Origin of the sequence: Streptomyces sp. SPB162 (genome assembly GCF_029504575.1) — a bacterium.
Classification (GTDB): Bacteria; Actinomycetota; Actinomycetes; order Streptomycetales; family Streptomycetaceae; genus Actinacidiphila.
The window spans coordinates 3064665-3090779 of sequence record NZ_JAQFII010000001.1 but is presented as its reverse complement, the minus strand read 5'-3'; the positions used below and the strand labels follow the sequence as shown (position 1 = coordinate 3090779).

18 protein-coding genes and 2 pseudogenes are annotated in these 26115 nt (G+C 71.6%); 10 read left to right on the top strand and 10 right to left on the bottom strand.

What is annotated here, in order from left to right; all coding sequences use genetic code 11:
- The first annotated feature begins 4 nt into the window (after positions 1-4).
- Positions 5-1189 carry a dipeptidase gene (locus tag M2266_RS14000; protein ID WP_277438494.1) on the top strand — a complete coding sequence of 395 codons (1185 nt, stop codon included), beginning with the start codon at positions 5-7 and terminating at the stop codon, positions 1187-1189.
- Positions 1190-1269: 80 nt separating this feature from the next.
- On the opposite strand, the gene M2266_RS13995 is transcribed toward M2266_RS14000, so the two are convergent.
- The gene (locus M2266_RS13995) at positions 1270-1632 is read right to left on the bottom strand and encodes a VOC family protein (protein ID WP_277438493.1); all 363 of its coding nucleotides are present in this window, start codon (positions 1630-1632) and stop codon (positions 1270-1272) included.
- 91 nt (positions 1633-1723) lie between these two features.
- Here M2266_RS13995 and M2266_RS13990 point away from each other — a divergent pair, with 91 nt between their 5' ends.
- The gene (locus tag M2266_RS13990) at positions 1724-2293 is read left to right on the top strand and encodes a CGNR zinc finger domain-containing protein (protein ID WP_277438492.1); all 570 of its coding nucleotides are present in this window, start codon (positions 1724-1726) and stop codon (positions 2291-2293) included.
- 112 nt (positions 2294-2405) lie between these two features.
- Here M2266_RS13990 and M2266_RS13985 read toward each other — a convergent pair whose 3' ends face one another.
- Positions 2406-3749: a UDP-glucose/GDP-mannose dehydrogenase family protein gene (locus M2266_RS13985; RefSeq protein WP_277438491.1), complete on the bottom strand. Its 1344-nt coding sequence runs from the start codon at positions 3747-3749 to the stop codon at positions 2406-2408.
- Positions 3750-3923: 174 nt separating this feature from the next.
- On the opposite strand from M2266_RS13985, the gene M2266_RS13980 reads away from it, so the two are divergent.
- A complete protein-coding gene (locus tag M2266_RS13980) occupies positions 3924-5069 on the top strand; it encodes an LCP family protein (protein WP_277438490.1) in 1146 nt (381 codons plus the stop codon).
- 93 nt (positions 5070-5162) lie between these two features.
- A complete protein-coding gene (locus M2266_RS13975) occupies positions 5163-6338 on the top strand; it encodes an acyl-CoA dehydrogenase family protein (protein WP_277438489.1) in 1176 nt (391 codons plus the stop codon).
- 80 nt (positions 6339-6418) lie between these two features.
- Here M2266_RS13975 and M2266_RS13970 read toward each other — a convergent pair whose 3' ends face one another.
- Positions 6419-7603 (bottom strand): LCP family protein, encoded by a 1185-nt coding sequence (locus tag M2266_RS13970; protein WP_277438488.1) that lies wholly within the window; start codon positions 7601-7603, stop codon positions 6419-6421.
- A gap of 82 nt (positions 7604-7685) precedes the next feature.
- On the bottom strand, positions 7686-9248 hold the full coding sequence (locus M2266_RS13965; protein ID WP_277438487.1) for a hypothetical protein: 1563 nt from the start codon (positions 9246-9248) through the stop codon (positions 7686-7688).
- 271 nt (positions 9249-9519) lie between these two features.
- Between M2266_RS13965 and M2266_RS13960 the strand changes: the two are divergent.
- Both M2266_RS13960 and M2266_RS13955 read left to right on the top strand, forming a co-directional pair.
- A pseudogene (locus M2266_RS13960) lies at positions 9520-10762 on the top strand (cytochrome P450).
- 51 nt (positions 10763-10813) lie between these two features.
- Entirely contained in the window at positions 10814-11368 is a 555-nt protein-coding gene (locus tag M2266_RS13955; protein ID WP_277438486.1) for an acyl-CoA thioesterase, read from the top strand.
- Positions 11369-11582: 214 nt separating this feature from the next.
- Here M2266_RS13955 and M2266_RS13950 read toward each other — a convergent pair whose 3' ends face one another.
- Complete coding sequence (locus tag M2266_RS13950) at positions 11583-13133, bottom strand: LCP family protein (protein ID WP_277438485.1); 1551 nt, start codon at positions 13131-13133, stop codon at positions 11583-11585.
- A 113-nt stretch (positions 13134-13246) separates the two neighbouring features.
- Here M2266_RS13950 and M2266_RS13945 point away from each other — a divergent pair, with 113 nt between their 5' ends.
- Complete coding sequence (locus tag M2266_RS13945; protein ID WP_277438484.1) at positions 13247-14278, top strand: glycosyltransferase family 2 protein; 1032 nt, start codon at positions 13247-13249, stop codon at positions 14276-14278.
- Between the two features lie 51 nt (positions 14279-14329).
- On the opposite strand, the gene M2266_RS13940 is transcribed toward M2266_RS13945, so the two are convergent.
- From M2266_RS13940 to M2266_RS13920, 5 genes and pseudogenes are all read right to left on the bottom strand, one after another.
- A complete protein-coding gene (locus tag M2266_RS13940) occupies positions 14330-16051 on the bottom strand; it encodes an LCP family protein (protein WP_277438483.1) in 1722 nt (573 codons plus the stop codon).
- A 5-nt stretch (positions 16052-16056) separates the two neighbouring features.
- A complete protein-coding gene (locus tag M2266_RS13935; RefSeq protein ID WP_346780891.1) occupies positions 16057-17805 on the bottom strand; it encodes an LCP family protein in 1749 nt (582 codons plus the stop codon).
- A gap of 92 nt (positions 17806-17897) precedes the next feature.
- Positions 17898-19601 (bottom strand): LCP family protein, encoded by a 1704-nt coding sequence (locus M2266_RS13930; protein WP_277438481.1) that lies wholly within the window; start codon positions 19599-19601, stop codon positions 17898-17900.
- 220 nt (positions 19602-19821) lie between these two features.
- Entirely contained in the window at positions 19822-21192 is a 1371-nt protein-coding gene (locus M2266_RS13925; RefSeq protein WP_277438480.1) for an LCP family protein, read from the bottom strand.
- A gap of 167 nt (positions 21193-21359) precedes the next feature.
- A pseudogene (locus tag M2266_RS13920) lies at positions 21360-22116 on the bottom strand (TIGR03089 family protein).
- Positions 22117-22244: 128 nt separating this feature from the next.
- Here M2266_RS13920 and M2266_RS13915 point away from each other — a divergent pair.
- From M2266_RS13915 to M2266_RS13905, 3 genes are all read left to right on the top strand, one after another.
- Positions 22245-23861 carry an N-acetylmuramoyl-L-alanine amidase gene (locus M2266_RS13915; RefSeq protein ID WP_277438479.1) on the top strand — a complete coding sequence of 539 codons (1617 nt, stop codon included), beginning with the start codon at positions 22245-22247 and terminating at the stop codon, positions 23859-23861.
- Positions 23862-24048: 187 nt separating this feature from the next.
- A complete protein-coding gene (locus M2266_RS13910) occupies positions 24049-25131 on the top strand; it encodes an NDP-sugar synthase (RefSeq protein WP_277438478.1) in 1083 nt (360 codons plus the stop codon).
- Positions 25132-25186: 55 nt separating this feature from the next.
- Complete coding sequence (locus tag M2266_RS13905; RefSeq protein ID WP_277438477.1) at positions 25187-26110, top strand: DNA-3-methyladenine glycosylase 2 family protein; 924 nt, start codon at positions 25187-25189, stop codon at positions 26108-26110.
- The last annotated feature ends 5 nt before the right edge of the window (positions 26111-26115 follow it).

The following is a 26115-nucleotide window of genomic DNA, read 5'->3' as shown; positions in this document are numbered from 1 at the left end:
CCCGATGGACCTGATCGCCCGCGCCACGGAACTGCTCGCCGTCCACCCCGTCGTGGACGGACACAACGACCTTCCGTGGGCGCTGCGCGAGCAGGTCGGCTACGACCTCGACCGGCTCGACATCGCCACCGACCAGAGCGCCTCGCTGCACACTGACATCCCGCGGCTGCGCGCGGGCGGCGTCGGCGCGCAGTTCTGGTCGGTCTACGTGCGCAGCGACCTGGCCGGCGACGACGCGGTCTCCGCGACGCTCGAGCAGATCGACGTGGTGCGCCGGATGGCCGAGCGCTACTCCGACGACCTGATGCCCGCCCTCACCGCCGACGACATGGAGAAGGCGCGCGCCGAGGGCCGGATCGCCTCCCTCATGGGCGCCGAGGGCGGCCACAGCATCAACTGCTCCCTCGCCACGCTGCGCGCCCTGCACCGGCTCGGCGTCCGCTACCTGACGCTCACCCACAACGACAACCTCCCGTGGGCGGACTCGGCGACCGACGAGCGCCGCGCGGGCGGTCTCACCGCCTTCGGCGAGGAGGTCGTCCGGGAGATGAACCGCTGCGGGATGCTCGTCGACCTCTCGCACGTCTCCGCCGACACCATGCGGGACGCGATCCGCGTCAGCGAGGCACCGGTGATCTTCTCGCACTCGTCCTCGCGCGCCGTCTGCGACCACGTGCGCAACATCCCGGACGACGTGCTGGCCCTGCTGCCCGCCAACGGCGGCGTCGCGATGGCGACCTTCGTCCCGAAGTTCATCCTCACCGAGGCGGTCGCCTGGACCCAGGCCGCCGACGAGAACATGCGCGCCAACGGCCTGCATCACCTCGACACCACGCCGGCCGGGATGGCCGTCCAGCGCGCCTACGAGGCGACTCACCCCCGCCCCGTCGCCACCCCGTCCACGGTCGCGGACCACCTCGACCACATGCGCGAGGTGGCCGGCGTCGACCACCTCGGCCTGGGCGGCGACTACGACGGCACCGCGTTCACCCCGACGGGCCTGGACGACGTCTCCGGCTACCCGAACCTGATCGCCGAACTCCTCGACAGGGGGTGGTCGGACGCGGACCTCGCGAAGCTGACGTGGGAGAACGCGGTGCGGGTCCTGCGCGAAGCGGAGTCTGTGGCCGTGGTGGCGCAGGCCGAGCGGGGTGCTTCGCTGGCGACGATCGCTGAGCTGGACGGCTGACGCCGGGTTTTTGCGCGGCGCGTGTCGCGCCGGGCGGCGGCGCCGGAGCGGAGCCCGGCGCCGCCGCGGAGTTCTGACTTTCAGCCGGCGCAGAGGCAGAAGGGGTGGTTGGCGGGGTCGGTGAAGACCCGCCAGCTGCGCTTGCCGCCGTGGTCGTCCTCGAGGAGTTGGGCGCCGAGGGCGAGGACCGCCTCCTGGGCGGCGTCGAGGTCCTGCACGGTCACGTCGATGTGGAACTGCTGGGGCCGCTCCGGGTCGGGCCACTGCGGCTCACGCAGCTCCGGCGCCAGCTGGAACGACAGCCTGACGCCGTCGGGCGCGCGCAGCGTGACCCAGTCGTCCTCGACATCCTCCAGGTCACCGCCCAGCACCGCCGCGTAGAAGGCGGCGAGCGCCTTGGGGTCGGGACAGTCCAGAACCACGGAAGCCAGCTTGCCGATCATGGAATCCACCTCTCTCGAAGCCGTTACCGCTATGCCCGTTCAACGGGTAACCGTTACTTCATGATGGCCCACTGCGGGTAACGTGGCAAGGGTGGAGCAGCCCGGAGAACGCGCCCCCGCTCCTGGATCCCTCCTCCTGGTCCAGGACCTGGCGAACACCGTCGACCTGGAGTCGGCCGAGGACCAGCTGCGCACTCCCGCCGACCTCGACGCCTGGGTCCGGCGGCATGCCCTGCCGCCACTGACCTTCGACGCCGACGACCTCGCCGCCGCTCTCCTGCTCCGCGAGGCCCTGCGCGACGCGTGCCAAGCCCACACGGGTACCCGGCTGCCCGACGCCGCGGCCTCGAAACTGGAGCAACTCCTGGGCGCGGCCCCGCTGATGCTCGCGATAGACGCGGAAGGCGGCGCCGCGGTGCGTCCCACCGACGGTCTGACCGGCACCGCCGCCCTCACGGCCCACATCGCGGCCGGCATAGCCGCCGCCGTCACCGACAACACCTGGCCTCGCCTCAAGGCCTGCGCGGCCCACGACTGCCGCTGGGTCTACTACGACCGCAGCCCGGCCGGCCGCAGCCGCTGGTGCACGATGTCCATCTGCGGCAGCCGAGCCAAAATGCGCGCCTATCGAAGCCGTACCAGCCAGCCAGGCAGCGGGTGACGCGCGAGGGATACCCCGACCCGCCGTCGACGGAGACGGCTACCGCCTACCCGCACGGCCCTCCGACCCACGCAGGTTGCGCCGGTCACCCACAAAGCCTGCGGGCAGCCCATCAGGCAGACGGCCGGCCCATCGCCCTGAACGTCCACCCCGCCGAACGCCAGAGCGAAGGCGAAAGAGCGTTGCGGCCGTCGATGATGTGGCGCGTCGCCGCCACCTCGCCCAGCGCCGCCGCGTCCAGTTCTTGGAACTCGCGCCACTCGGTGAGGTGCAGGACCACGTCCGCCCCGCGCACCGCGTCCAGCGCGGTCGGCGCGTAGCCGAGGGTGGGGAAGAGGAGCCGGGCGTTGTCCATGCCCTTGGGGTCGTAGACGGTGACCTGGCCGCCCTGCAGGTGGATCTGTCCCGCCACGTTGAGAGCCGGAGAATCCCGCACGTCGTCGGAGTCCGGCTTGAAGGCCGCGCCCAGTACCGCGATCCGCTTGCCGAGGAAGCTGCTGCCGCCGACCGCTTCGCGGGCCAGCTCGACCATGTGGCCGCGGCGCCGCATGTTGATCGAGTCGACCTCGCGCAGGAACGTCAGGGCCTGGTCGGCACCGAGTTCGCCGGCGCGGGCCATGAACGCGCGGATGTCCTTGGGCAGGCAGCCGCCGCCGAAGCCGATGCCGGCCCGCAGGAACTTGTGGCCGATGCGGTCGTCGTGGCCGATCGCCTCGGCGAGCTTCACGACGTCGCCGTCGCCCGCCTCGCACACCTCGGCCATGGCGTTGATGAAGGAGATCTTCGTCGCGAGGAAGGCGTTGGCGGCCGTCTTGACGAGTTCGGCGGTGGGGTAGTCGGCGACGACGAACGGCGTGCCCTCCGCCACCGGCGTCGCGTAGACCTCGCGCAGCAGCTTCTCGGCGTGCGCGCTCGCGACGCCGACGACGACGCGGTCGGGGTGCAGGGTGTCCTGGACGGCGAAGCCCTCGCGCAGGAACTCGGGGTTCCAGGCCACCTCGGCGTCGGCGCCGACCGGGGCCAGTTCGGCCAGCCGGGCGGCCAGCCGGGCGGCGCTGCCCACCGGCACGGTGGACTTGCCGACGACGAGGGCGGGCCGCCGCAGGTGCGGCGCGAGCAGCTCGAAGGCGCTGTCGACGTAGGACATGTCGCAGGCGTACTCGCCGTGCTTCTGCGGGGTGTTGACGCAGACGAAGTGGACGTCGCCGAACTCGGCGACCTCCTCCCAGGAGGAGGTGAACCTCAGCCGGCCGGTGGACCCCTCGATACCAGCCACGTGCCGGGCGAGCAGGTCTTCGAGGCCGGGCTCGTACATCGGGACCTTGCCGGCGGACAGCAGCTCGATCTTGCGGGGGTCGATGTCCAGCCCCAGCACCTCGAAGCCGAGCTCCGCCATGGCGGCAGCGTGGGTGGCGCCGAGGTAACCGGTGCCGATGACGGTGAGCTTCAGAGGCATGCGGAGAGCATAGTCGCCGCCCTCGGCGCGAAATGCAGGGCGGCCCATGGCCAACGTCCACACCGTAAGGACAGAATGCGTAGACAGTGTGAGGGGGTGGTGGCCGTGGATCGAGCCGGCCAGGGGGACGCGGTACCGAGACCCGAGGAAGGGCTCTCCAAGGCGGAGGGACCCATGACGGGTGAGCAGGACGAGAGGGCGGATCAGGAGGCCGAGGGGGCCGAACCGGAGGAGGCCGGGGGCCTGGTCCCCGGCGGGGCGGAGGATCCGCGCGAGGCACAGGCCCGCAGGGCCCGGCGGCGGCGCAGGACCCGCCGGGTGCTGCTCGGCGCCGTGGTGCTGCTGTGTACGGGCGCGCTGCTGATCGTCGGCACGGGCTGGTACGCGTACGAGCACTACACGGGCCGCGTCGACCGGATCCCGAACGCGTTCCCGACGAACGTGCCGGCCGAGGCGCAGCCCGCGCCGAGCAAGGGAGGACAAACGTTTCTGCTGGTGGGTATCGACGCCCGCTCGGACCTGCCGACCACCGGCAAGGGCGCGAAGGCGCCGGAGTGGCAGCCCGGGGCGCAGCGCAGCGACACGATGATGCTGGTGCACCTGCCCGCCGACGGGAAGCACGCGTACGTGGTCTCGCTGCCGCGTGACTCCTGGGTGCCGGTTCCGGGCCACGGCAGCGCCAAGCTGAACGCGGCCTTCTCGTGGGGCGGGCCTCCGCTGCTGATCGACACGGTGCAGCGGCTCTCCAAGGTGAAGATCGACCACCTCGCGGTCGTCGACTGGAGCGGCTTCAAGAAGCTCACCGACGCCGTCGGCGGGGTGGACATCACCGTCGACAAGACCGTCTCGCGTCGCAACGGCGCGGGTATGTGGGACGCGGGCACCCACCACATGGACGGCGACGAGGCGCTGGACTACGTACGCGAGCGGTACGGCCTGCCGCGCGGCGACCTGGACCGCACCCACCGGCAGCAGAACTTCCTGCGCGCGGTGCTGAACAAGGTGCTGTCGGGGGACACCCTCAGCAACCCGCTCAAGGCGAAGCGGATGCTGGACGAGGTGACGAACTCGGTCAGCGTCGACGACTCCCTTTCCAACGGTCAGCTGCGGGATCTGATCTGGGGCATGCGGGACGTCAGGTCCTCGGACATGGCGTTCATGAACGCGCCGGTCGCCGGCTTCGACATGATCAAGAGGCAGTCCGTGGTCCTGCTCGACGGCAACGGCACGGCGGCCCTGTGGGAGGCCCTGCGCAACGACACGATGGCGGACTACGTCGCGTCGAACACCCTGGACAGGCTCGGCAGCAAGGTGTCATGAAGCTCACGTACGCCGGACGGGCCGATCGGCCTGATCCGGCCTACGATCGTAGGGTTACTTAACGGTAGTTAGCACTCGGGGAGTGAGACAGCCTTGGCCGGTTCTTCCGATTTCGACCTCTACCGGACGTCCGAGGAGCACGACATGCTCCGCGACTCGGTCCGTTCGCTCGCCGAGGCGAAGATCGCTCCATTCGCGACCGAGGTCGACGAAGAGGGCCGCTTCCCGCAGGAGGCCCTCGACGCGCTCATCGCGGCGGACCTGCACGCTGTCCACGTCCCCGAGGAGTACGGCGGCGCGGGCGCGGACGCCCTGGCCACCGTGATCGTGATCGAGGAGGTGGCCCGCGTCTGCGCGTCGTCCTCCCTGATCCCGGCCGTGAACAAGCTCGGCTCGCTCCCGGTGATCCTCTCCGGCTCCGAGGAGCTCAAGGCGAAGTACCTCGGCCCGCTGGCCAAGGGCGACGCGATGTTCTCGTACGCGCTGTCCGAGCCCGAGGCGGGCTCCGACGCGGCGGGCATGAAGACCCGCGCGGTGCGTGACGGCGACTTCTACGTCCTCAACGGCGTGAAGCGCTGGATCACCAACGCGGGCGTCAGCGAGTACTACACGGTGATGGCCGTCACCGACCCCGAGAAGCGCTCCAAGGGCATCAGCGCCTTCGTCGTCGAGAAGTCCGACGAGGGCGTCTCCTTCGGCGCCCCGGAGAAGAAGCTCGGCATCAAGGGCTCGCCGACCCGCGAGGTCTACCTCGACAACGTGCGCATCCCCGCCGACCGCATGATCGGCGCCGAGGGCACCGGATTCGCCACCGCGATGCAGACCCTCGACCACACCCGCGTCACCATCGCCGCCCAGGCGATCGGTATCGCGCAAGGCGCCCTGGACTACGCCAAGGGCTACGTCCAGGAGCGCAAGCAGTTCGGCAAGGCCATCGCCGAGTTCCAGGGCGTGCAGTTCATGCTGGCCGACATGGCCATGAAGCTGGAGGCCGCCCGCCAGCTGACGTACGCGGCCGCCGCCAAGTCCGAGCGCACCTCCGGCGGAGCCAAGGACGAGGACCTGACGTTCTTCGGCGCCGCAGCCAAGTGCTACGCCTCGGACGTCGCGATGGAGGTCACCCTCGACGCCATCCAGCTGCTCGGCGGCTACGGCTACACGCGTGACTACCCGGTCGAGCGCATGATGCGCGACGCCAAGATCACCCAGATCTACGAGGGCACGAACCAGGTCCAGCGCATCGTGATGGCGCGCAACCTGCCGAAGTAACCCGCACGGCGCACGACGCACGGGAAAGCCCCGGACGGAATTCCGTCCGGGGCTTTCCCGTGCGTGTGCTGCCCACGTCGCTACTTACTGGTGACGGTGACCGTCTCGTCGTTCTTCAGCTGGCCGAACAGCTGCTTCGACTTCGTCGAGTCCCACTTCACCGCGACACCGTCACTGCGCGTCGGCAGGTTCGCGGTGGAGATCGGGACGGTCATCGACTTGCCGTCGCCGCCGGTCACGCCCTTCATCGCCCAGAACATCGAGGTGATGTTCCACAGGCTCATGTCCTTGTCGACGATGAGGGTGTCGAGGCCGGAGCCGATCACCGGGTAGAGCGTGAACGGGTTCAGCACGGTGGCCGGCGAGGCCGCCTGGTGGGCGAGCGACGACAGGAACTTCTGCTGGTTGCGCATCCGGCCGAGGTCCTGGTCGGCCTCCTGGTGGCGCTGCCGGACGAAGGCGAGGCCCTGCTTGCCGTCGAGCGTCTGGCAGCCGGCCGGGAAGTCCGCGCCCGACGCCTTGTCCTTGAGCGGCTTGTCGAGGCACATGTCGACCCCGCCGAGCGCGTCCACCAGGTTCACGAAGCCGGAGAAGCCGATCTCGGCGTAGTGGTCGATGTGCAGACCGGTGTTGTACTCGATGGTCCGCGTGAGCAGCTCGGGGCCGCCGTCCGCGTAGGCGCGGTTGAGCTTGTGGGTGGCCGCGGGGTAGCGCTTGCCGGACTTCTGGCCGGTGAAGGCCGGGATGGTGACGTACGAGTCACGCGGGAAGCTGAGCATGGTGTTCCCGTTGTCACCGACGTGCAGCACCATCATCGAGTCGGTGCGCTTACCCTCGGCGGCGCCGGTGTGCAGGTCCTGTTCCTGCTCCTTGGACAGGCCCTCACGGCTGTCGGAGCCGACGATGAGGTAGTTCGTGCCCTTGCCGCCCGCCGGCCGGTCCTCGACCTTGCTGAGGTCCACCTCGCGGCGCACCTTGCTGTCGGCCCAGAAGTAGGTGCTGACGGAGACGACCAGCAGCGCCACAAGGAGGCCCAGCGCCGTGAACTTCACGATGCGGGCCCGGCTGCCGGGCCGTCGGCCGGGACCGCGGCCGCGGCCGCCGCCGGTGCTGGGCGGCCCGTAGCCGCCGCCGGGTCCGCCGCCGTGCGAGGCCTGCGGGGGAACCCCGCCCGTGGCGGCCGCTGCGCGGCGCGGCGACAGCTCGGGGGGCAGCGGCGGCTCGGCGCCGCGCCGCTGCTCTGCTTCGTTGGTCCATCCGCTCATAGGCAAAGTGTGCCCGCTGGAGACCGCGTACCGGCAATCCCAGGCGGTTCTGTGGCAGACCCGATGCATTTCCCCGCGGGTGTCACAGGGCGGTCATCGCGAGGTCCCGGCCGGCGGCCCCACCGCCCCCGCCGTGCCGCTCGGAACGGCCGTGGAGCCGCTCCCACAAGGCTTCCAGGGCTCGGCGCACCCGGGGGGAGTCGACGCCCTCGACGGCCCGCCCAGCCTCGGAGGCCAGCTCGCGGGCGCGTTCGGCGGCTCCCAGGTCGAGTGCGGCCACGGCCCGCAGGACCGAGGTGCCGGCCCGGTCGCGGGCCCGGTCCTCGGGCAGCGCCGCGAGGGACCGCCGGAGCCAGTGGTCGGCCGCGGCGGCCCGACCCAGCGCCAGCTCGCAGGCAGCCGCCTCCGCGCAGTAGTCGGCCCGGTGGTCCGCGTTGCCGCGCGCGTCGGGCGTCAGGATGGCGCCCGCCGCGGCGAGCAGCCGCCGGCTCACGTCGGCCTGCCCCAGTACGGCGTGGGCCCGTGCCTGCCGGGCCATGAGCAGCGCCGAGGAATGGCGTACGGAGGCGGGTACGTCGCCGCCGGGAGCGGTCCTGGCCGGATCGGTGACGAGGCCGTCACCCGCCGCTTCCCTGGCGAGGCCGGCGCGGGCCGCCCTGGCGACGGCCAGCGCCTCCTGCGGGCGCCCGGCACTCAGGTACTGCAGACTCATGGCGGCGAGGACCCGCGCTCCGAGCGGCCGGTCCCCGGCCGCGTGCGCGGCCGAGAGCGCGGCGCTGAGATACCGCTCCGCGGCGGCCTCGTGCCGGGTGTCGAAACAGGCGCGTCCCGCGAGGCAGGCCAGCTCGCCGGCGACGGCGAACAGCCGCCGCGCCCAGGGATCGGCCGCGGCCGGACCCGGCCGCGCGGCGGGCCCCCTGGCCAGCAGATCGGTGACGAGGCGCAGCTCGGCGTCGGCCACCGCGCGGACCGGTCCGCCGCCGAGCGCGGCCTCCATCCGGTGCAGCGCCGGCACCCGCTCCTCGAGAGCGGTCAGCACGGTGGGCGGGACGGCGGCGCCGGGTCCCGCGGACGGACCCGTGCGCTGCGACGGCACGGAGACCGGCACTGGAACGGGTCCGGACAGGGGCCCGGACAGGGGCCCGGCCACGGGTACGAGCAAGGGTGCGGGCGTGCTCACCGGCGTCGGCACCGTCGCGGGTGGGGGCCACGCCAGCGGTGCGAGCGCGAGCCACCGCTGGGCCGCCGCCGCGGCGCTGCCCGGGCCCGCGACCACGAACCCGCGCCGGTCGTGCAGCGCGGCGCCCGCCGTCGCGTCGAGCGCGGCCACGCAGTCCTGCGGCGTCCAGGCGACGCGCGCCGTCGTACGGTCGCCCACCGGCAGCCAGCCGGGCCACGGGGAGGAGGACAACAGGGCGTGCGGAACGCCGAGTTCGCTCGCGAGGGCCTGCTGGGTCTCCAGGTCGGGGACGACGCCCCGGTGCTCCCAGCGCCACGCCTTCTCCCGGCGCGCGGACATGTTGCCGACCCGGCGGGCGACGATGTCGACCACGTCCTGGTACGTCCAGCCGCGCTCCGCGCGAATCCAGCCCAACGGGTGGCCCAGGGGCTGCTCCCCGTCGGTCAGCGCGCGGTTCCGCGGCATGTTGCCGTCCCCCTCCTGGTCCTCGGCTTTCGGTTGCCGCACTGTAGCGCCGCCAAATGACCGACTGTGAACATTCGTTGGCGCGGTGGGACTACGGCGAAGCAACACGGGTGTGGTGGGCGCGTCGCGGGGCCATGATCCGGATACCGGCTCCCGGCAGTCGCGGGACTGGGAGCATCACGAGTCGATGACTCCAAATGCCGTGCGGCGAATGGTCATTGACAAGGAGGCGGCCGGAACGGTCAGCTTCTGTTACCCCTTGGAGGCCACCATGACCTGCCCAGTCGACCACGGTCGCATCGCTCTCGACCCGCTCGTACGCGACCTCGTGGGGGAGGGCGCCCGGCTGCGGCAGGCCGGCCCGGTGGTCGAGATCGAGGTCCCTGGCGGCGTCGCGTGCTGGGCCGTCACGCGCCACGCCGAGGCCCGCCGGCTGCTCACCGACACGCGCCTGGTGAAGGACATCAACCGCTGGGGTGCCTGGACGCGTGGGGAGATCCCCTCGACGTGGCCGCTGATCGGCCTGGTCGCCCCCGGCACGAGCATGGTCACCGCCGACGGCGACGAGCACAAGCGGCAGCGCCTGCTCACCGCGCAGGCGCTGACCCCGCGCCGCATGGAGCGGCTGCGACCGCGCATCGAGGAGATCACCCGCGCGATCCTGGACGAGCTGGAGGAGGCGGGCGCGGGCGGGGGCCGTCGTCGACTTCAAGTCCGTGTTCGCGTTCAAACTGCCGATGCGCGTCATCAGCGAGCTGATGGGCGTCGAGGCCGCCGAGGACACCCGGCTGCGCGCGCTGTACGACACCTTCTTCAGCAGCGTCAGCCGCGCCGACGAGGTGCGGGCGGCGATGGGCGAGTTGTTCGCGTTCTTCGCGGGCGTCGTCGCGGAGAAGAAGCGACGGCCGGGCGACGACCTCACCAGCGCACTGCTCGCCGCCACCGAGGGCGGCGACCGGCTGTCCGACGAGGAGCTGATCGGCACCCTGCTGGTGATGATCGCCGCAGGTCACGAGACCACCATCAACCTGATGGTCAGCGCCGTCCGCGGGCTGCTCACCCACCCCGACCAGCTGGCGCTCGTCCGCTCGGGAGCCGCCTCCTGGTCGGCGGTGGTCGAGGAGACGCTGCGCTGGTCGCCGCCGACCACCAACTTCCTCTTCCGCTACGCCACCGAAGACATCCCCACGGGCGACGTGGTCATCAAGGAGGGCGACGCGGTGATGATCTCCTACGGCGCCATCGGCCGGGACGAGGCGCAGCACGGGCCGACGGCCGAGGAGTTCGACATCACCCGCGACGCCGGCCGGCACCTTTCGTTCGGCTACGGTCCGCACGTCTGCCCCGGCGCGCCCCTGGGCCGTCTCGAGGCCCTGGTCGCGCTGCCCGCGCTCTTCGACCGTTTCCCGGACCTCACCCTGGCCGTGCCCGAGGACCAGCTGGCGAACACCCCGTCGATCCTGGTCAACAGCCTGCGCGAGCTCCCCGTGCGACTGACGGCTCCGCGCGACTGAGCGGACGGTGCCGGGGAGAAGGGTGCGCCGGGCCCGGCTTATGGTGGACGCATGACCACCGATCTTGCCGGCAGTACCCCGGAGGCCGAGCTTCCGGGCAAGCCGACGGCGGCAGCCCGCACCACGCTGTCGCACATCATGACGGCGCACGACACCAATCTGCTCGGCACCGTCCACGGTGGCGTGATCATGAAACTCGTCGACGACGCGGCGGGCGCCGTCGCCGGCCGGCACTCGGGCGGCCCGGCGGTCACCGCGTCGATGGACGAGATGGTCTTCCTGGAGCCGGTGCGGGTCGGTGACCTCGTCCACGTGCGCGCCCAGTGCAACTGGACCGGGCGCTCGTCGATGGAGATCGGCGTGCGCGTCATGGCCGAGCGGTGGAACGAGTCCACCCCCGCGACGCAGGTCGGCAGCGCCTACCTGGTGTTCGCCGCGGTCGACGAGAACGGCAGGACCCGGCCGGTCCCGCCGGTGATCCCGGAGACCGAGACGGACAAGCGGCGCTACCAGGAGGCCCAGATCCGCCGGATGCACCGGCTCGCCCGGCGCGAGGCCATCAAGGAGCTCCGCGAGAAGCGCGCCGCCGAGGGCTTCGACGACTGATCGGGATCTGACACGCCCTCCGGGGTGTTGCGAAAGTCCCGGGTGTTGCGAAAGTCCCGCCTGGTCCGCGAGGCCTGGCACGCACGCCTTGCTGCGTTGTCGTCCTCGTCCCAGTACGTCCGGTACGAGGACGACCCTCCGCCGTGCGGTCGCCCGCACCGGACGCCGCGGACCCCGCCCTGACGGGCGAACGGCGCTCCTTTCGCAAAACCCTTTAGGGGCACACCACCTCGTCGCCGGTCACCGCGGTGACCGCGGTCGCCGGTCCGTCGCTCGTGGCCGGCGCCGGATCCTGCGCCCGGATCGGCGTCACCCCCTTGAACGCGCCGCCGACGGTCACCCGCATCAGCGGCCCCTGCCCGGTCACCGGCACCAGCTCCGCGCCCGGCAGCGCCGCCGCCAGGGACTGCGCCGAGCGGTCCCACCGCGGGTCGAAACGGATGACGGTGTGCGACGCGTTGTGCACGGTCGCGTTGGCGGCGGCGCCGGTGGTGGCGAAGCCGGTGGCGTGCAGCGCCTTGTCCACCCGGTCGCCGAGCCCGGTGACGGTCGTCCCGTTGTCGACCTGGACCCGTACCGACTGCGGGTCGACGTCCACCTGGACCTGCGCGTGCCGGCGCTTGGCGGTGGCCCCGGCCGGGGTGTGGACGGCCAGCGGCTGGTCCGCGCGGATCGCCGCCCAGAGTTTGCCGGCCTTGGCGTCGTCCCATTTCACCGTCGAGCCGATGCCCTTGACCTGGTAGCCCACGTCGTCGATCGGCACCGAGGTGAACTCCGACGAGCCGGGGGAGAAGCCGCGCAGGCCCTGGGCCAGCGCGATCAGGTCCCGCGGCTTGAGGTCCTGGTCGGCGCGGACGGACCCGAGCACGGTGTTGGCGATCCGGCCGAGCTTCACCGGGTCGGTGAGCAGGCCGCCACTGGTGATCTTGTGGATGAGCTCGGCGAGGAATCGCTGCTGGCGCTGCATCCGGCCCAGGTCGGAGGCGCCGTCGAGGTGCCGGGAGCGCACGTACTGCAGCGCTTCGCCGCCGTTCAGCGTGGAGGCGCCGACCGGCAGGTCGAGGCCGCTGTACGAATCCTTCAGCGGGCGGACCGTGCAGATCCGGATGCCGCCGACGACGTCGACCGTCTTCATGAAGCTGGTGAAGTCGACCTCCAGGTAGTGGTCGATGTGCACCCCGGTCAGCTTCTCGACGGTGGCGACGGTGAGCCGGGGGCCGCCGTCCGCGTAGGCCGCGTTGATCTTCGCGGGGTGGCTGACGTGCCGGGCGCCGCTGAACGCCTCGTCGTGCGGTGGCAGCATGACGTAGCTGTCGCGCGGGATGCTGACGACGCTCACCCGGGAGCGGTCCGCCGACAGGTGCACCAGCATGATCGTGTCGGTGCAGTGGCAGGGCGCTCCGCCGAGGTGGTAGCGCTCCCGGTCGTCCGGATCCAGCCCGTCGCGTCCGTCGGTGCCGACGAGCAGGAAGTTGACGCCGCTGGTGGGGCCGGGGCGGTTCCGCATCCCGCCGAACGCGTCCACCCGGCCGATGTCGTCGCCCACCCCGCTGACCACGGCGTGGCCGATGCCGCTGGTCGTGATGATCGCCAGGGCCAGGCCCCCGGCGATCCGCAGGGTCCAGCGCACCGGCCGCCGGCCGTCCTGCCCACCGGGCCGGCTTCCGTGCGGACCGGGCCGCCGGTCCGGCCGCCGGGCGGAGTTCAGCGGCGGCCGGGGCCTGCGGGGCGGAGTGGCGGGCGGGCGAGCGGGCGGGACCGTCATCGGGGCGCACCTCCGCGAGGGGAGACAAAGGACCCGATCAGACTAGACAAATAGGACAGTATTCAAAGCTGCGTACACGCCGGTGTCCCCCATTCGCGGTAACGTTTCCCGCGATGAACGCTGCCAACGACCCCACCGCCCCCGCTGTCTCCGTGATCATGCCGGTGCTCAACGAGGAACGTCATCTGCGCGACTCCGTGCGGCACATCCTGGAGCAGGACTACCCAGGTGAGCTGGAGGTCGTCATCGCGCTCGGCCCCTCCGCGGACCGCACGGACGAGATCGCCGCCGAACTGGTCGCGGAGGACCCCCGGGTCCATACCGTGCCCAACCCGACCGGCCGCACCCCCGCCGCGCTGAACGCCGCGATCAAGGCGTCCCGCCATCCGATCGTGGTCCGCGTCGACGGGCACGGGATGCTCTCGCCGGACTACATCGCCACCGCCGTCCGGCTGCTGGCCGAGACCGGCGCGGCCAACGTCGGCGGCATCATGCACGCCGAGGGCGAGAACGCCTGGGAGGACGCGGTGGCCGCCGCCATGACGTCCAAGGTCGGCGTCGGCAACGCGGCCTTCCACACCGGCGGTGTCGCGGCCCCGGCCGACACCGTCTACCTCGGCGTCTTCCGCCGCGAGGTGCTGGAGCAGCAGGGCGGCTACAACGAGGAGTTCATCCGCGCCCAGGACTGGGAACTGAACTACCGAATCCGCGAGGCCGGCCACCTCATCTGGTTCTCGCCCGAGCTGCGCGTCTCCTACCGCCCCCGGCCGAACGTGCGCGAGCTGGCGAAGCAGTACAAGAACTACGGCCGCTGGCGCCATGTCGTCGCCCGCTACCACCGCGGCTCGGTCAACGTGCGCTACCTCGCGCCCCCGGCGGCCGTCATCGCCATCGCGGCGGGCATCGTCGTCGGCGCGGCCGTCACCCCGTTCGGCTTCGTGGTCCCGGCCGGGTACCTCGCCGCCATCGGGCTCGGGTCGGTCCCGGCGGGCAAGGGCCTGCCGTTCGCCGCCCGGGTACGGATCCCGGTCGCGCTCGCGACCATGCACATGTGCTGGGGCTGGGGCTTCCTCACCAGCCCGCGCTCCCTCGCGAACAAGGTCATCGCCAGCCGCCGCCCCAGCGTGACGACGGCCGCCGTCTGATCCCGCTCCGCCGGCCGGGCCCGCTTCGGGTCCCGGCCGGCGGACCCGGGGTCACCACACGTAGTGGGCGCCCGGGTACGTGTTCACCTTCATGCACGCCGACTCGTCGGCGCCGTTGAGCGCGGACGAGCTGGACGGCGCCTTGTCGGGCGCTCCCGAACCCGAACCGCCCGAACTGCCCGCGGACTTCGGGTAGGTGGTGCCCGAGCGCCAGTCGGAGCCGACGACCACCGTCACGTTGGTCACGCTCTTGGAGCTCCGCACCGCGCTGTCCGGCAGGCCCAGTGCCTTGGCCACGGCCTGGGCGTCGCCCTTGAGGGAGTCGCTCGGGTAGCTGACCGTGGTGTCGGCCTGCGGCTGCGGGGTGGTGTCGGGCGTGGCCTTGGCGAAGCCGAGGGCGCCGAGCCGGCTCACGACCGCCTTGGCGCGGCCGCTCACCGCTGCCTGGGACGCGGTGGCGGTGCCGTTCCGCACGGTGACGGCGATCTCGCCCTTGGGCGCCGTCACGTCGGCGGGCGCGGCGCTCGTGGTGGTGGCCGCTCCGGGCTTTGGTGCCTTGGCCTTGCCGTCGACCGGGTTGTCCGCACGCACGAGCGCGAAGAGCTTGTCGGCGTCACCGGGCTTCGGGATGACGTGCGCCTTGTTCTGCGGGTCCCAGTTCCACGGCATCGTGGTCATGGTGATCCGGTTGGCGGGCACCTTCTTCAGCTCGTTGCCCAGGTCGTACAGCTTCTTGACGGTGCCGAGCCCCTTGTCGACGGTGACCGACTTGGTCGCCGCTTCGGCCAGGCCGGTGAGCTGCCCCGGGTCGGTGAGCTTCGCCCCCTTCTTCAACTCGCGGATCATCGAGTTCATGTACATGTGCTGCGCGTGCGTACGGCCGAGGTCGGTGCCGTCCTCGAAGCCGTGCCGGGTGCGCAGCCACTGCAGGGCCTGCTCGTCCTTGATGGTCGTGGTACCGGCCTTGAGCTTGAGGCCCGACTGCTTGTCGTAGATGTTCTTGTCGACGCAGACCGGGACCCCGCCGATGGCATCGGCCATGTTCACCACACCGGCGAAGTCGACCATCATGAAGTGGTCGATGGAGATGCCGGTCATCTCCTCCCACGTGGCGACCGTGCAGCCGGGACCGCCGTGCGTGAGGCTGGCGTTGATGATGTCCTCGGACTTCTTGTAGACCGTGCCGTCGTGCGGGTCGGTGCACTTGGGGATGGTCACCCGGGTGTCGCGCGGGATGCTGATGACCGTCATGTTGGTGCGATCGGCCGACAGGTGCAGCAGCATCTGGACGTCGGCGCGGGGCTTCTCACCGCGGGTGTCCTTGGCGCCGCCGAGCTTGACGTTCTCGTCGGAGTTCCGGCTGTCGGAGCCCATCAGCAGGATGTTGAGCGGCGTCTGGCCCTCGGCGTTGGCCTGCGACTTGGAGAGCTTGGCGTCGCTGAGGTTGAGCTCGTCCTTCTTGATGTTCGCGTTGAGGTGCTCGTAGTACGCCCACCCCGCGCCGGCCGTGCCGAGGACCGCCACGGCGGTGCCGATCCCGATCCAGCGCAGCGTCCGCCGCCTGCGGCTCTTCGGTGCCTTGCGGGACCGGGAGGTGCCCCGGCGGTGGCCGGCGGCCGGCGGCGCCGCCTGCCGAGACGTTTCTGCAGAGGTCGTGCCGGGTTCCGCGGCCGAGTCCGACTCGTACAGGCTGTCGTCCCAGCCGTGCTCGGAGGGGTTGTTCCGCGGGGGAACCCCCCGCGTCGCCGTGCCTCTGCTTCGACGGTGCTCCACGTCCTCTACTTCCACTGGTAGGGCTTGTAGACGTCCATGCAGCGCTTGTCGGTGCCGTTCAGCGCGTCCGCCGTGGTCGGCACGGAACCGGCGCCCGGAGCCGTCTTGGCGTAGTCGGTGCCCGTGGTCCAGTCGGCACCGATGATCACGGAGACGCCGGACACGTCGCCCGCCGCCTTCACCGAGCCCGCCGGGATCTTCAGTGCGGTGGCGACGGCCAGGGCGTCGGCCCTGCCCTGTTCACCGGCGCTCGTCGGGTAGTTGACGAGCGTACCCTTGCTGGGCTTCGGGGTCTGATTGGCCTTCGCCTTGGTGAAACCGGCGCTGTTCAGCGCCTTGGAGACGGTGGACGCCCGGCTCTGCACGGACGTGCCGTTCTTGTCGCCCGCGGTGCCGTTCACGACGCTGACCGCGATGCTCGCCGGAGCCGCGGCGGGCGGCCCGGACTTGGTCGGCGTGGGCTTCGGCGTGTTCGCCGCCGTGCCGTTGGCGTCCATGGCGACGTCGTTGCGCAGCAGCGTCCAGACCTTCGCCGCGTCCGCCGGGGACGGGATGTAGTGGGCGTCGCGGTTGAGCGGGTCGGCGAGGTGCGGCATCGTCATCATCGTGATCCGGTTCGCCGGCACGCTCTTGAGCTCCATGCCGAGGTCGTAGAGCTTCTTCGGCGTTCCGATCTCCTTCGAGACCCGGAACGCCTCCATCGCCTTCGTCGCCAGGTTGTTCAGCTTGCCCGGGTTGGTGAACAGGCTCTGGCTCTGCAGTCTGCGCATCATCGAGTTGAGGTACATGTGCTGCGCCTTGGCGCGCCCCGCGTCGTCGCCGAACGCGTGCCGGGTGCGCAGCCACTGCAACGCCACCTCGCCCTTGATCGGCCAGGTGCCCGCCTTCAGCTTGAGACCGGAGCCGCCCTTCTGCGCCTTGGTCGAGCGGTCCCAGATGTTCTGGTTGACGCAGACCTCGACATCGCCCACGGCGTCGGCCATCTTCACCACGCCGGCGAAGTCGACGGTCATCCAGTGGTCGATGTAGACGCCGGTCAGGTTCTGGATCGCCGCGCGGGTGCAGCCCGCGCCGCCGCGGCCCAGCGACTCGTTGACGATGTCCTTGTCGGTCGCCTTGTACACCTTGCCGGTCGCGGAGTCCGTGCACTCCGGGATGGACATCCGGGTGTCGCGGGGGATGCTGACCACGGACATGTTGCTGCGGTCCGCGGATATGTGCATCAGCATGATGACGTCGGCACGCGGCGGCTCGCCCGCCGTGTCACGGGCGCCGCCCAGCTCCTTGTTGGCCTCGGAGTTGCGGGCGTCGGAACCGAGCACCAGGACGTTGAGCGGCGTGTCGCCGTTCGCGTTCGCCTTGGACGGCGCCACGTCGCTCTTGCCGCTGTTCAGGTCACCGGTGCGGATCTTCCCGGCGAGGTACTCGTAGTACGCGTACCCCGCGCCGGCGCCGGCCAGGATGAGCAGCGAGAGCGTGCCCGCCACCCAGCGGAATATCCGGCTCTTCCGGCTGCGGGGCTGTCGCCGGCCGCCGGCGCGGCGGTGGCCGCCGCCCCCCCGGGCACCGCCGTCCCGTTGCCTGGGTACCGAGGGCGTGCCGCCGCCGACCAGCGAGGCGTCGGTGACCGCGCCGGTGACGGTGCCCGCCCCGGGGCTCGGATGGGAGCCCGTGCGGGAGGCGGTGCCGTCGCCGGATCCGTCCCCCTCGTGGCCCGTGTGCGGGCCCCCGCCCTGCTCACGGTCCTGGTACAAGCTCTCGTCCCAACCGGGGTCTCCCGACCCTGAGGCATCTCGGGCCCCACCGCCCCGTACGCCGTTGTCCCGCATGGCCCCCCCTGGATACGTCATTTCGCGCAGACGCTCTTGTCGTCCGCCACGACCTTCTGAATTCCCTCAGGCGCCGTGGTCGGCGCGGCTATCGGTGTGCCCGCTTCCTTGAAGTCCTTGCCAAGGGTGAGCGTCATGTTCGCCTTGGCCGCCGCGTCCACGGTCCCCGGCTGCAGCGCCGACGCCGGCAGCCCCATCATCGCGGCCAGGGCACGCGCCTGGTCGGCCTGGTTGGGCGCGTAGACGAGTGAGGTCTTCGCGACCGTTCCGGCCGGGGCGTTGCCGCCGTTGGTGGAGCGGTTGACGGCCTTGTTGTTCTGCAACCAGTTGATGGTGGCCTGCGCGGCCCCCGTCACGCCACTCCCGTTGAACACCTTGACGCGAACCTGTGACGCGGGCGCCTTCGTGCCCGACAGCTTGTCCGGCGCCGGGGTCCCCGACTCGGTCGGCGAGCCCGGCTTCTTCGTCACCTTGGTGAGGGAGATGTCGCTCTTCACCATGGAGAAGACCTGCGGGGCCTTGGTCGGATCGAGGATGACGGTCTTGTGGATCTTGCCGTCCGCCGGGTTGTCGATGACCGGGACGGTGGCGAAAGTGATGTTCTTGGTGTCGACCGAACTGAGGTCCTTCGCCAGGTCCGACAGCTTCGAGATGCTGCCGATGGCGCTGTCGACGGTGAGCGCCTTGGTTGCCGCGTTCGCCAGCTTCCACAGCTTGCCGGGACTGGTGAGGGTGTCACCGGATTTCATCTGGCGGATCATCGAGCCGAGGAACTGCTGCTGGAGCTTGATGCGGTCCAGGTCGCCGCCGAAGCCGACCGCGTGCCGGGTCCGTACGAACGCGAGCGCGTCGTCACCCGCGACCGTGTGGTGGCCCTCGCTGAGGTTGAGGTGCGACTTGGGGTCGTTGATCGGCTTGGCCAGGCAGATGTCGACACCGCCGACCGCGCTCGACAGGTCCTTGACCGCGGTGAAGTTGGCCATCATGAAGTGGTCCACGCTCACTCCGGTCAGTGCCTTCACGGCGCGCATCGTGCACCCCGGGTCGCGGCCCTCCTGGCCGAGGCTGGTGTTGAAGCGGACGTTCTTCTCGGCGGCGACGACCTTCGTCGAACCGTCCTTCTGCTTCGTCGGGCAGTCCGGGATGTCGGTCATCAGGTCGCGCGGGATGCTCAACGCGGTCGCGTTGGTGCGGTCCTTGGAGACGTGGAACAGGATCGTGGTGTCGGCGTGGCCGACGCTGCCCGCGTCGCCGTACTCCTTGCCGAGCCCCTCACGGCTGTCGGTGCCGATCACGAGGATGTTCACCGGACCGTCGGCAGTGACGTCCTTGTTGCCCGCGTCCCCGACGTCGACGGTGGAGATGTTGTTGTTGAAGTGCTGGTAGACCAGGTAGCCGCCGACGGAACCGGCGACCAGGACGAAGCCGAGCGAGGCCGCGGTCCAGATGAGGACCTTCTTCTTGCGGGACTTCCGGGGCTTGGCCTTGCGGCGGCTGGCACGGTTCGGCGCGTCCGAGGAGCTCGGAGAAGTGTCGGCGGGGGTGGCTGCCGGGGCGGTGCGGGCGCTCTGCTGCTCGCGGCGCTCACGCCTGCCGCCCTGTGCGGGCACGCTGGGTGACGGAGCTTCCCCGGGGTCCATCCGCAGCACGTAGCTGCCCGTTTCCGGATCAAGGACCCACTGGTCTGCCGGGTCGATGTTCCTGTGGCCTTGCGTGTCCACGGTTGCTCGGGCCCTCCGTCGGTGCCACGCGGCGCCTGCCCCCTGGGCGCTCGATCTTCTGGTTCTTCCGTCTGCGTGCGGGCCGGTTCGGCCATCCGCCGGTCCGGCCGGATCGCTCACACTAGCCCCCCACTTCAGCGTCTAGTCACGTGCGTGACAAATTCCACTCCCCTACAACTGGACAAACCATCCAATCCAACCGGCCCGTTGGTCATACCTTTTATTGCGCTTTACCACAGATGTCTCGGGCGGCGGTCGTGCCCGGAAACGTCGGTTGGCCGCCGGGCGGGACCGGAGTCGCCGCCACCCGCCCCGACTTGCCGTCCTCCCCGGTCCCGGCGGCGCCCGAGGATCCGCCGTCGGCCGGCTCGGCGGTCGTCGCCGCGGTCGCCGGTGCGGTCGTCGGCACTGTCACCGGCGCGGTCGCCGGCGCTGTCGTCGCCGACGCCGAGGGCCTCGCCTTCACGTCGACCTTCCCCGAGACCACGACCGGCTTGTCCGCGCGGAGCGCGGCGAAGAGCTGGCCGGCCTCGGGCTGGACGAGTTCGTCCCGGTCGGTGTTGTTCATGTACGGCTGGCGCGGCGCGGTCAGGAAGCGCACCGCGCTGGTCGGAGTGTTCTCCAGGCCGCGGACGAGTTCGTACAGCTCGGCCAGCGAGTCCAACCCCGGGTCCGCCGTCAGCGACGACGTCGCCGCCGAGAGCAGCGGATACAGCTTGGTCGGGTTGAGCAGCACGCCGTCGCTGCGGATCTTGTTCACCAGCGAGGCCATGAAGTCCTGCTGGCGGTTCATCCGCTGGGTGTCGCTGCCGTCGCCGATGGTGTACCTGGCCCGCACGTAGCCCAGGGCGCTCTCCCCGCGCAGCGTCTGCTTCCCGGCCGGGAGGTTCAGCCGCGCTTCCGGGTCGTTGATCGCCTTCGGCACGCACACCTCGACTCCGTCCACCGCGTCGACCATCTTCTTGAAGCCGTTGAAATCCACGATCAGGTGGTGGTCGACGCGGATACCGGTCATCCGCTCGACCGTGCGGATCGTGCAGGCCGCCCCACCGGACTCGAACGCCCAGTTGAACTGGACGTACTTCTCCTGGGTCATGGTTCCGTTCGGCTGCGTGCAACTGGGCACATGGGCCATCAGGTCCCGCGGGATGCTGACGGCGGTGGCGCTGCTGCGGTCGGCGGACAGGTGGAGCAGGATCGTGGTGTCGGAGCGCTGGGTGCCGCTGTCCTTGCCGTACTCGTCGTTGCCGTTGCCGCGGGTGTCGGACCCGATGAGCAGGATGTTCTCGGTGGAGGTCGGGCCCGGGTCGGGCCGCTCCGCCTGGATGCGCTCCAGCTCGTTGGCGGTCGCGAAGTCGGTCTTGATGTTCCCGTCGAGCTGCTTGTAGAGGAACCAGGCGGTGCCGGTGCCGACGATCAGCACCCCGGCGGTGCAGCCACAGAGCACGCGCAGCCAGCGACGCCCCTTGCGCGCCGCGGGTGCGGCGGGCGGGGTGTCAGCGCCCTCGGCGCCTTTCCCGGCGGAAGACACGTCCTCCGGTTCCGGCGGCGGGGCGGGCGTGCCTCCTTGCGTGGTCACGTCTGCGCCCATCCCTCGGTGAGTCACTCGGTGCCGGACTCCTCAGGCGGAAAAGCCCGACCGGCACCCGTTCAGACAGCCGATTCCCGTACATGGTTGCGTGACATCGTTCTTCCACTCGTCCGGTGATCAACCCAGCATCCCCCAGGACGCGACGGAGGGCCCGGGGGAGCGGTCCGTTACTGGGCCATATGGGTGACGCGTTCGCTCTCCTCGCGCTTCGCCAGCTGGTCGGCGGGAAGCCGGTCGAGGTGCCGGCACAGGACGATCGAGCCGTCCGCGGCCAGCGGTGCCAGCAGGCCCGCGGCCAGGCCGTCCCAGTCGTCGAAGGACCGTCCGGAGAGCAGCCGGGAGCCAGGGGCCAGACCCAGTTCCGCGGCGGTCCCGCGGGCTCTTTCGACGACCTGGGCGGCGGTCAGCACCGAGCCGTCCGGGAGCTGCAGCGCCGGTGCGTCCGGGCCGACGGGGGCGTACGGCGCGAAGCGGTCGCCCTGGCTGGGCACCTCCACCGCGTAGTCGGCGAAGCCGGCCGGCGGCTGCGGGAAGCGGCCGCCGAGCGGGCGCAGCGCGAGCGCGACCCGCTCGCCGTCGCAGGCGAGGGCGGCGTCGAGCGTCTCCGGGCCGCTGACCACCAGGTCGGCGGCGGCCGGATCACCGCCCGGGACGACGACCACGCCGGTGGAGAAGCAGGCGAGCACCCAGACCGCCGTCTGCCAGTGCGCGGGCAGCAGCAGCGCGAGCCGGTCACCGGGCTGCGCGCCGAGGTCGTCCTGGATCAGGTTGGCGGTCTTCGCCACCCAATTGCCGAACGTGGTCCACGGAGAGTTCGACGCGTTCGCCGGTGGCGTCGTCGTAGAAGGTCACCAGTGGACGGGCGGGCTCGGTCCTGAGGGCGTAATCCAGCAGGCCGGCGGGGGTGTTGGCGGTAGCGGTCACCCGGCTCAGGCTACCCGCCGCCCGGTTGGCGGCCCTCGCCCGTACGGGCGAGGACGAGGGGTCGTTCGGGCGGACTGCGCGTCAGATGTCGACTGGACATACATGAGGCTTATGTCACGATCTGTCCTATGCGTGCATTCCTAGCCACCACCATCGGCGTCGCGTGCACGGCCGCGCTGGCGCTTCCGTTCGCCGTACCCTCGGCCGCCGCCGCACACAGCGGCCGTCCCGCGCGGCCGGCCCAAACGACGGCCTCCCAACTACCGGGCAGCACCCGCACCCTTCCCCTGGTGTCGCTCGTCGCCCCCACCACCGACCACGAAACCGACCGTGCGCCCGGCGCCCCCGCCGAGCAGGGCCTGTCCGCCCGTCAGGTCGACCCGTTCTCGCTGCTCGGCGTCACCTGGAACGACCCGGCGGCCCACCTCGACGGCACCGTCCAGGCCCGCACCCGGGCGGCCGGCACTGGCACCTGGTCGGGCTGGCAGGACATCCAGGCGCACACCGACGACGCCCCCGACCCGGGTGACCGGGTCGGCCGCGGAGCCACCGCCCCGCTGTGGGTGGGGGCCGCGGACGGCGTCCAGGTCCGCGTCCGGCCCGGCACGGCAGCCGCACCCCGCGCCGGTTCCGGCACCGAGGCGCTGCCGCTGCCCGCCGGGCTGCGCCTGGAGATGGTCGACCCGGGCGACGACGGCCCGGCGACCCCGACGGCTCCGGCGCCCGCCGCTCCGGCCACCCCCGCCGCTCCGGCCGTACCTCCGAGCATCCTGCCCGCCCCGATCACGCCGAGCGTGCCGATCACGGTTCCGAGCGCCCCGCCCGGCACCGCGCCGGCGACGTCGACGCCCGGGGTCACCCCTGGCGCCGACCCTGGCGCCACGCCCGTCACGACGCCAGGCGTCATCCCCGGCACCGTGCCGGGCACCACGCCCGTCACCCCACCCGTCACGACGCCCGGCGTCACTCCCGGCACCGTGCCGGGCACCACGCCCGTCACCCCACCCGTCACTCCGGTCCTGGACGACCACGGAGTGGAGCCGGGCAGCGTCCCGGACGCGCCCGCGGCCACCGAGCTCCCCGCGCTCACCCAGGCGCAGACCCAGGCGCAGACCCTGGTCGAGGCGGGCAGTACGAGCCACGTCGGCCCGCGTCCCCGCATCGTCACCCGGGCCGGCTGGGGCGCCGACGAGAAGCTGCGCGAGGCGGGCTTCGTCTACACCAACTCGGTGAAGGTGGTCTTCGTCCACCACACCGCCACCGGGAACAACTACACCTGCGCCGAAGCGCCCGCCCTCATCCGCAGCATCTACCGCTACCACGTGGAGAGCAGCGGCTGGCGGGACATCGGCTACAACTTCCTCATCGACAAGTGCGGAAACATCTACGAGGGCCGGGCGGGCGGCGTCGCCAAGGCCGTCTTCGGCGCTCACACCCTCGGCTTCAACACCGACAGCTCGGGCGTCGCGGTGCTCGGCACCTTCACCTCCGCCTCGCCTCCGGCCGCGGCCGTGAAGGCGGTGGCGCAGCTCGCCGCATGGAAGCTCGGTCTGTACGCGGGCAACCCGGCCGGCACCACCCACCTGGTGTCCGGTGGCGGGAACCTCTACAAGAAGGGTTCCAGCGTGAAGCTCAACACCCTTTCCGGGCACCGTGACGGCTTCGCCACCGAGTGCCCCGGCGACAAGCTCTACAGCCAGCTCGGCGGCGCCCGGAAGACGGCCGCCGGTCTGCAGGGCCGCTGATCCACCGCCAACCCCGATCCGCGGCCCCGGCGACACTGCGTCCCGGGGCCGCGGAGTGCGTGTGCCCCGAGGCCGTGCGGAGCGCGCGTGACGGGGCGCTCAGCGGTGCGAGTGGTCAGCTCATCGCTTCATCTGCCTAAGATTGCCGCCCACCGGCCCGCCCACCAGGAAGCAGAGAAGAACCCAGGTGACTGAAGCGATCCTCTTGGTCGGCGGAAAGGGCACGAGACTGCGCCCGCTGACGGTGCACACGCCCAAGCCCATGGTCCCGGCGGCCGGTGTGCCGTTCCTGACCCACCAGCTCGCCCGCGCCCGCGCGGCCGGGGTCGAGCACATCGTGCTCGCCACGTCCTACCTCGCTGAGGTCTTCGAACCGCACTTCGGCGACGGCTCCGCGCTCGGCCTGCACCTGGAGTACGTCACCGAGGACGAGCCGCTCGGCACGGGCGGTGCCATCCGCAACGTCGCCTCCCGGCTGACGTCCGCCCCCGGCGAGCCCGTCCTCATCTTCAACGGCGACATCCTCACCGGCCTCGACATCCGCGCCCTCGTCGACAACCACCGCACGACCGGCGCCGACGTCTCGCTGCACCTCACCAAGGTCGCCGACCCGCGCGCCTTCGGCCTCGTCCCCACCGATCCCTCCGGGCGCGTCACGGCCTTCCTCGAGAAGCCGCAGACCCCCGAGGAGATCGTGACGGACCAGATCAACGCGGGCGCTTACGTGTTCAACCGCTCGGTGATCGACAGCATCCCGGCCGGGCGCCCGGTCTCGGTGGAACGGGAGACGTTCCCCGGCCTCCTGGCCGCCGGCGCGCACCTGCAGGGCATGGTCGACTCCACGTACTGGCTCGACCTCGGCACCCCGCAGGCGTTCGTCCGCGGTTCCGCCGACCTCGTCCTCGGCCGCGCGCCCTCGCCGGCCGTCCCGGGCCGCCGGGGCGAGCGGCTCGTCCTGGAGGGCGCCGTCGTCGGTGAGGGCACCAAGCTCACCGGCGGCACCTGCGTCGGCGCCGGGGCCCGGATCGGTGCCGACGCCGCCATCGACGGCAGCCTCGTGCTGGCGGGCGCGGTCGTCGAGGACGGCGCGGTCATCCGCGACTCCCTCATCGGCACCGGGGCCACCATCGGCGCCCGCACCGTGCTGGACGGCGCGGTCATCGGGGACGGCGCCACCGTCGGGGCGGACAACGAGCTGCTGCACGGCGCCCGCGTCTGGTGCTCCGCCCGTATCCCGGCGGCCTCGCTCCGCTTCTCCTCCGACCAGTAGCGGGGACCAGTAGCGGCGGGTGGTGCTGTCCGAGGGGGCGGCTACCCTCGGACGGGTGCGCACGAGTTTCCGCAGCTGGACCCCCGAGGGCCGCCCCGACCTCCGCCGGACGCTGGGCCCGCTGGGCCGCGGTCCGGGGGATCCGGCGTACCGGGTGACGCCCGACGGCGCGATCTGGCGGGCGGCCCGCACCCCGCAGGGCCCCGGCACCGCGCGGATCACCGCGGCCGACGGCGTCGTCCAGGCGCAGGCCTGGGGCGATGGCGCGGAGTGGCTGCTGGAGGCGCTCCCCGGACTGCTCGGCGCCGATGACGACCCGACGCCGTTCACGCCGCGCCACCGCGTCGTGCACGAGGCGCACCGGCGGAATCCGGGCCTGCGGCTGACCAGGACCGGTCTCGTCCTCGAATCGCTGATCCCCGCGATCCTGGAGCAGAAGGTCACCTCCGACGAGGCGTATCGCGCCTGGCGGCTGCTGCTGCGGCGGCACGGTGAGCCGGCCCCCGGCCCGGCCACCGGCGGCCCCGCCGGCGGGATGTGCGTCATGCCCACTCCGCGCCAGTGGTCCCTGATCCCGTCCTGGGAGTGGCACGGCGCCGGGGTCGACAGCAAGCGTTCCGCGACCATCCTGCGCGCGGTCCGGGTGGCCGCGCGGATGGAGGAGGCCGCCGCGATGGACCTGGCGGCGGCCACCGCCCGGCTGACGGTGATCCCCGGCATCGGCCCCTGGACGGCCGCCGAGACGCTGCAGCGCAGCAACGGAGCGCCGGACGCGCTGACCGTCGGTGACCTGCACCTGCCGAACATCGTCGGCTTCGCCCTCACCGGAGCGCACCGCACCGACGACGCCACGATGTGCGAGCTGCTGGCCCCCTACGAGGGCCAGCGCCACCGGGCGGCCCGCCTGATCCTGCTCAGCGGCCGGGTCCCGCCCCGGCGCGCGCCGCGCTTCTCCCCGAGGAACTTCAGCAAGATCTGAGCGAC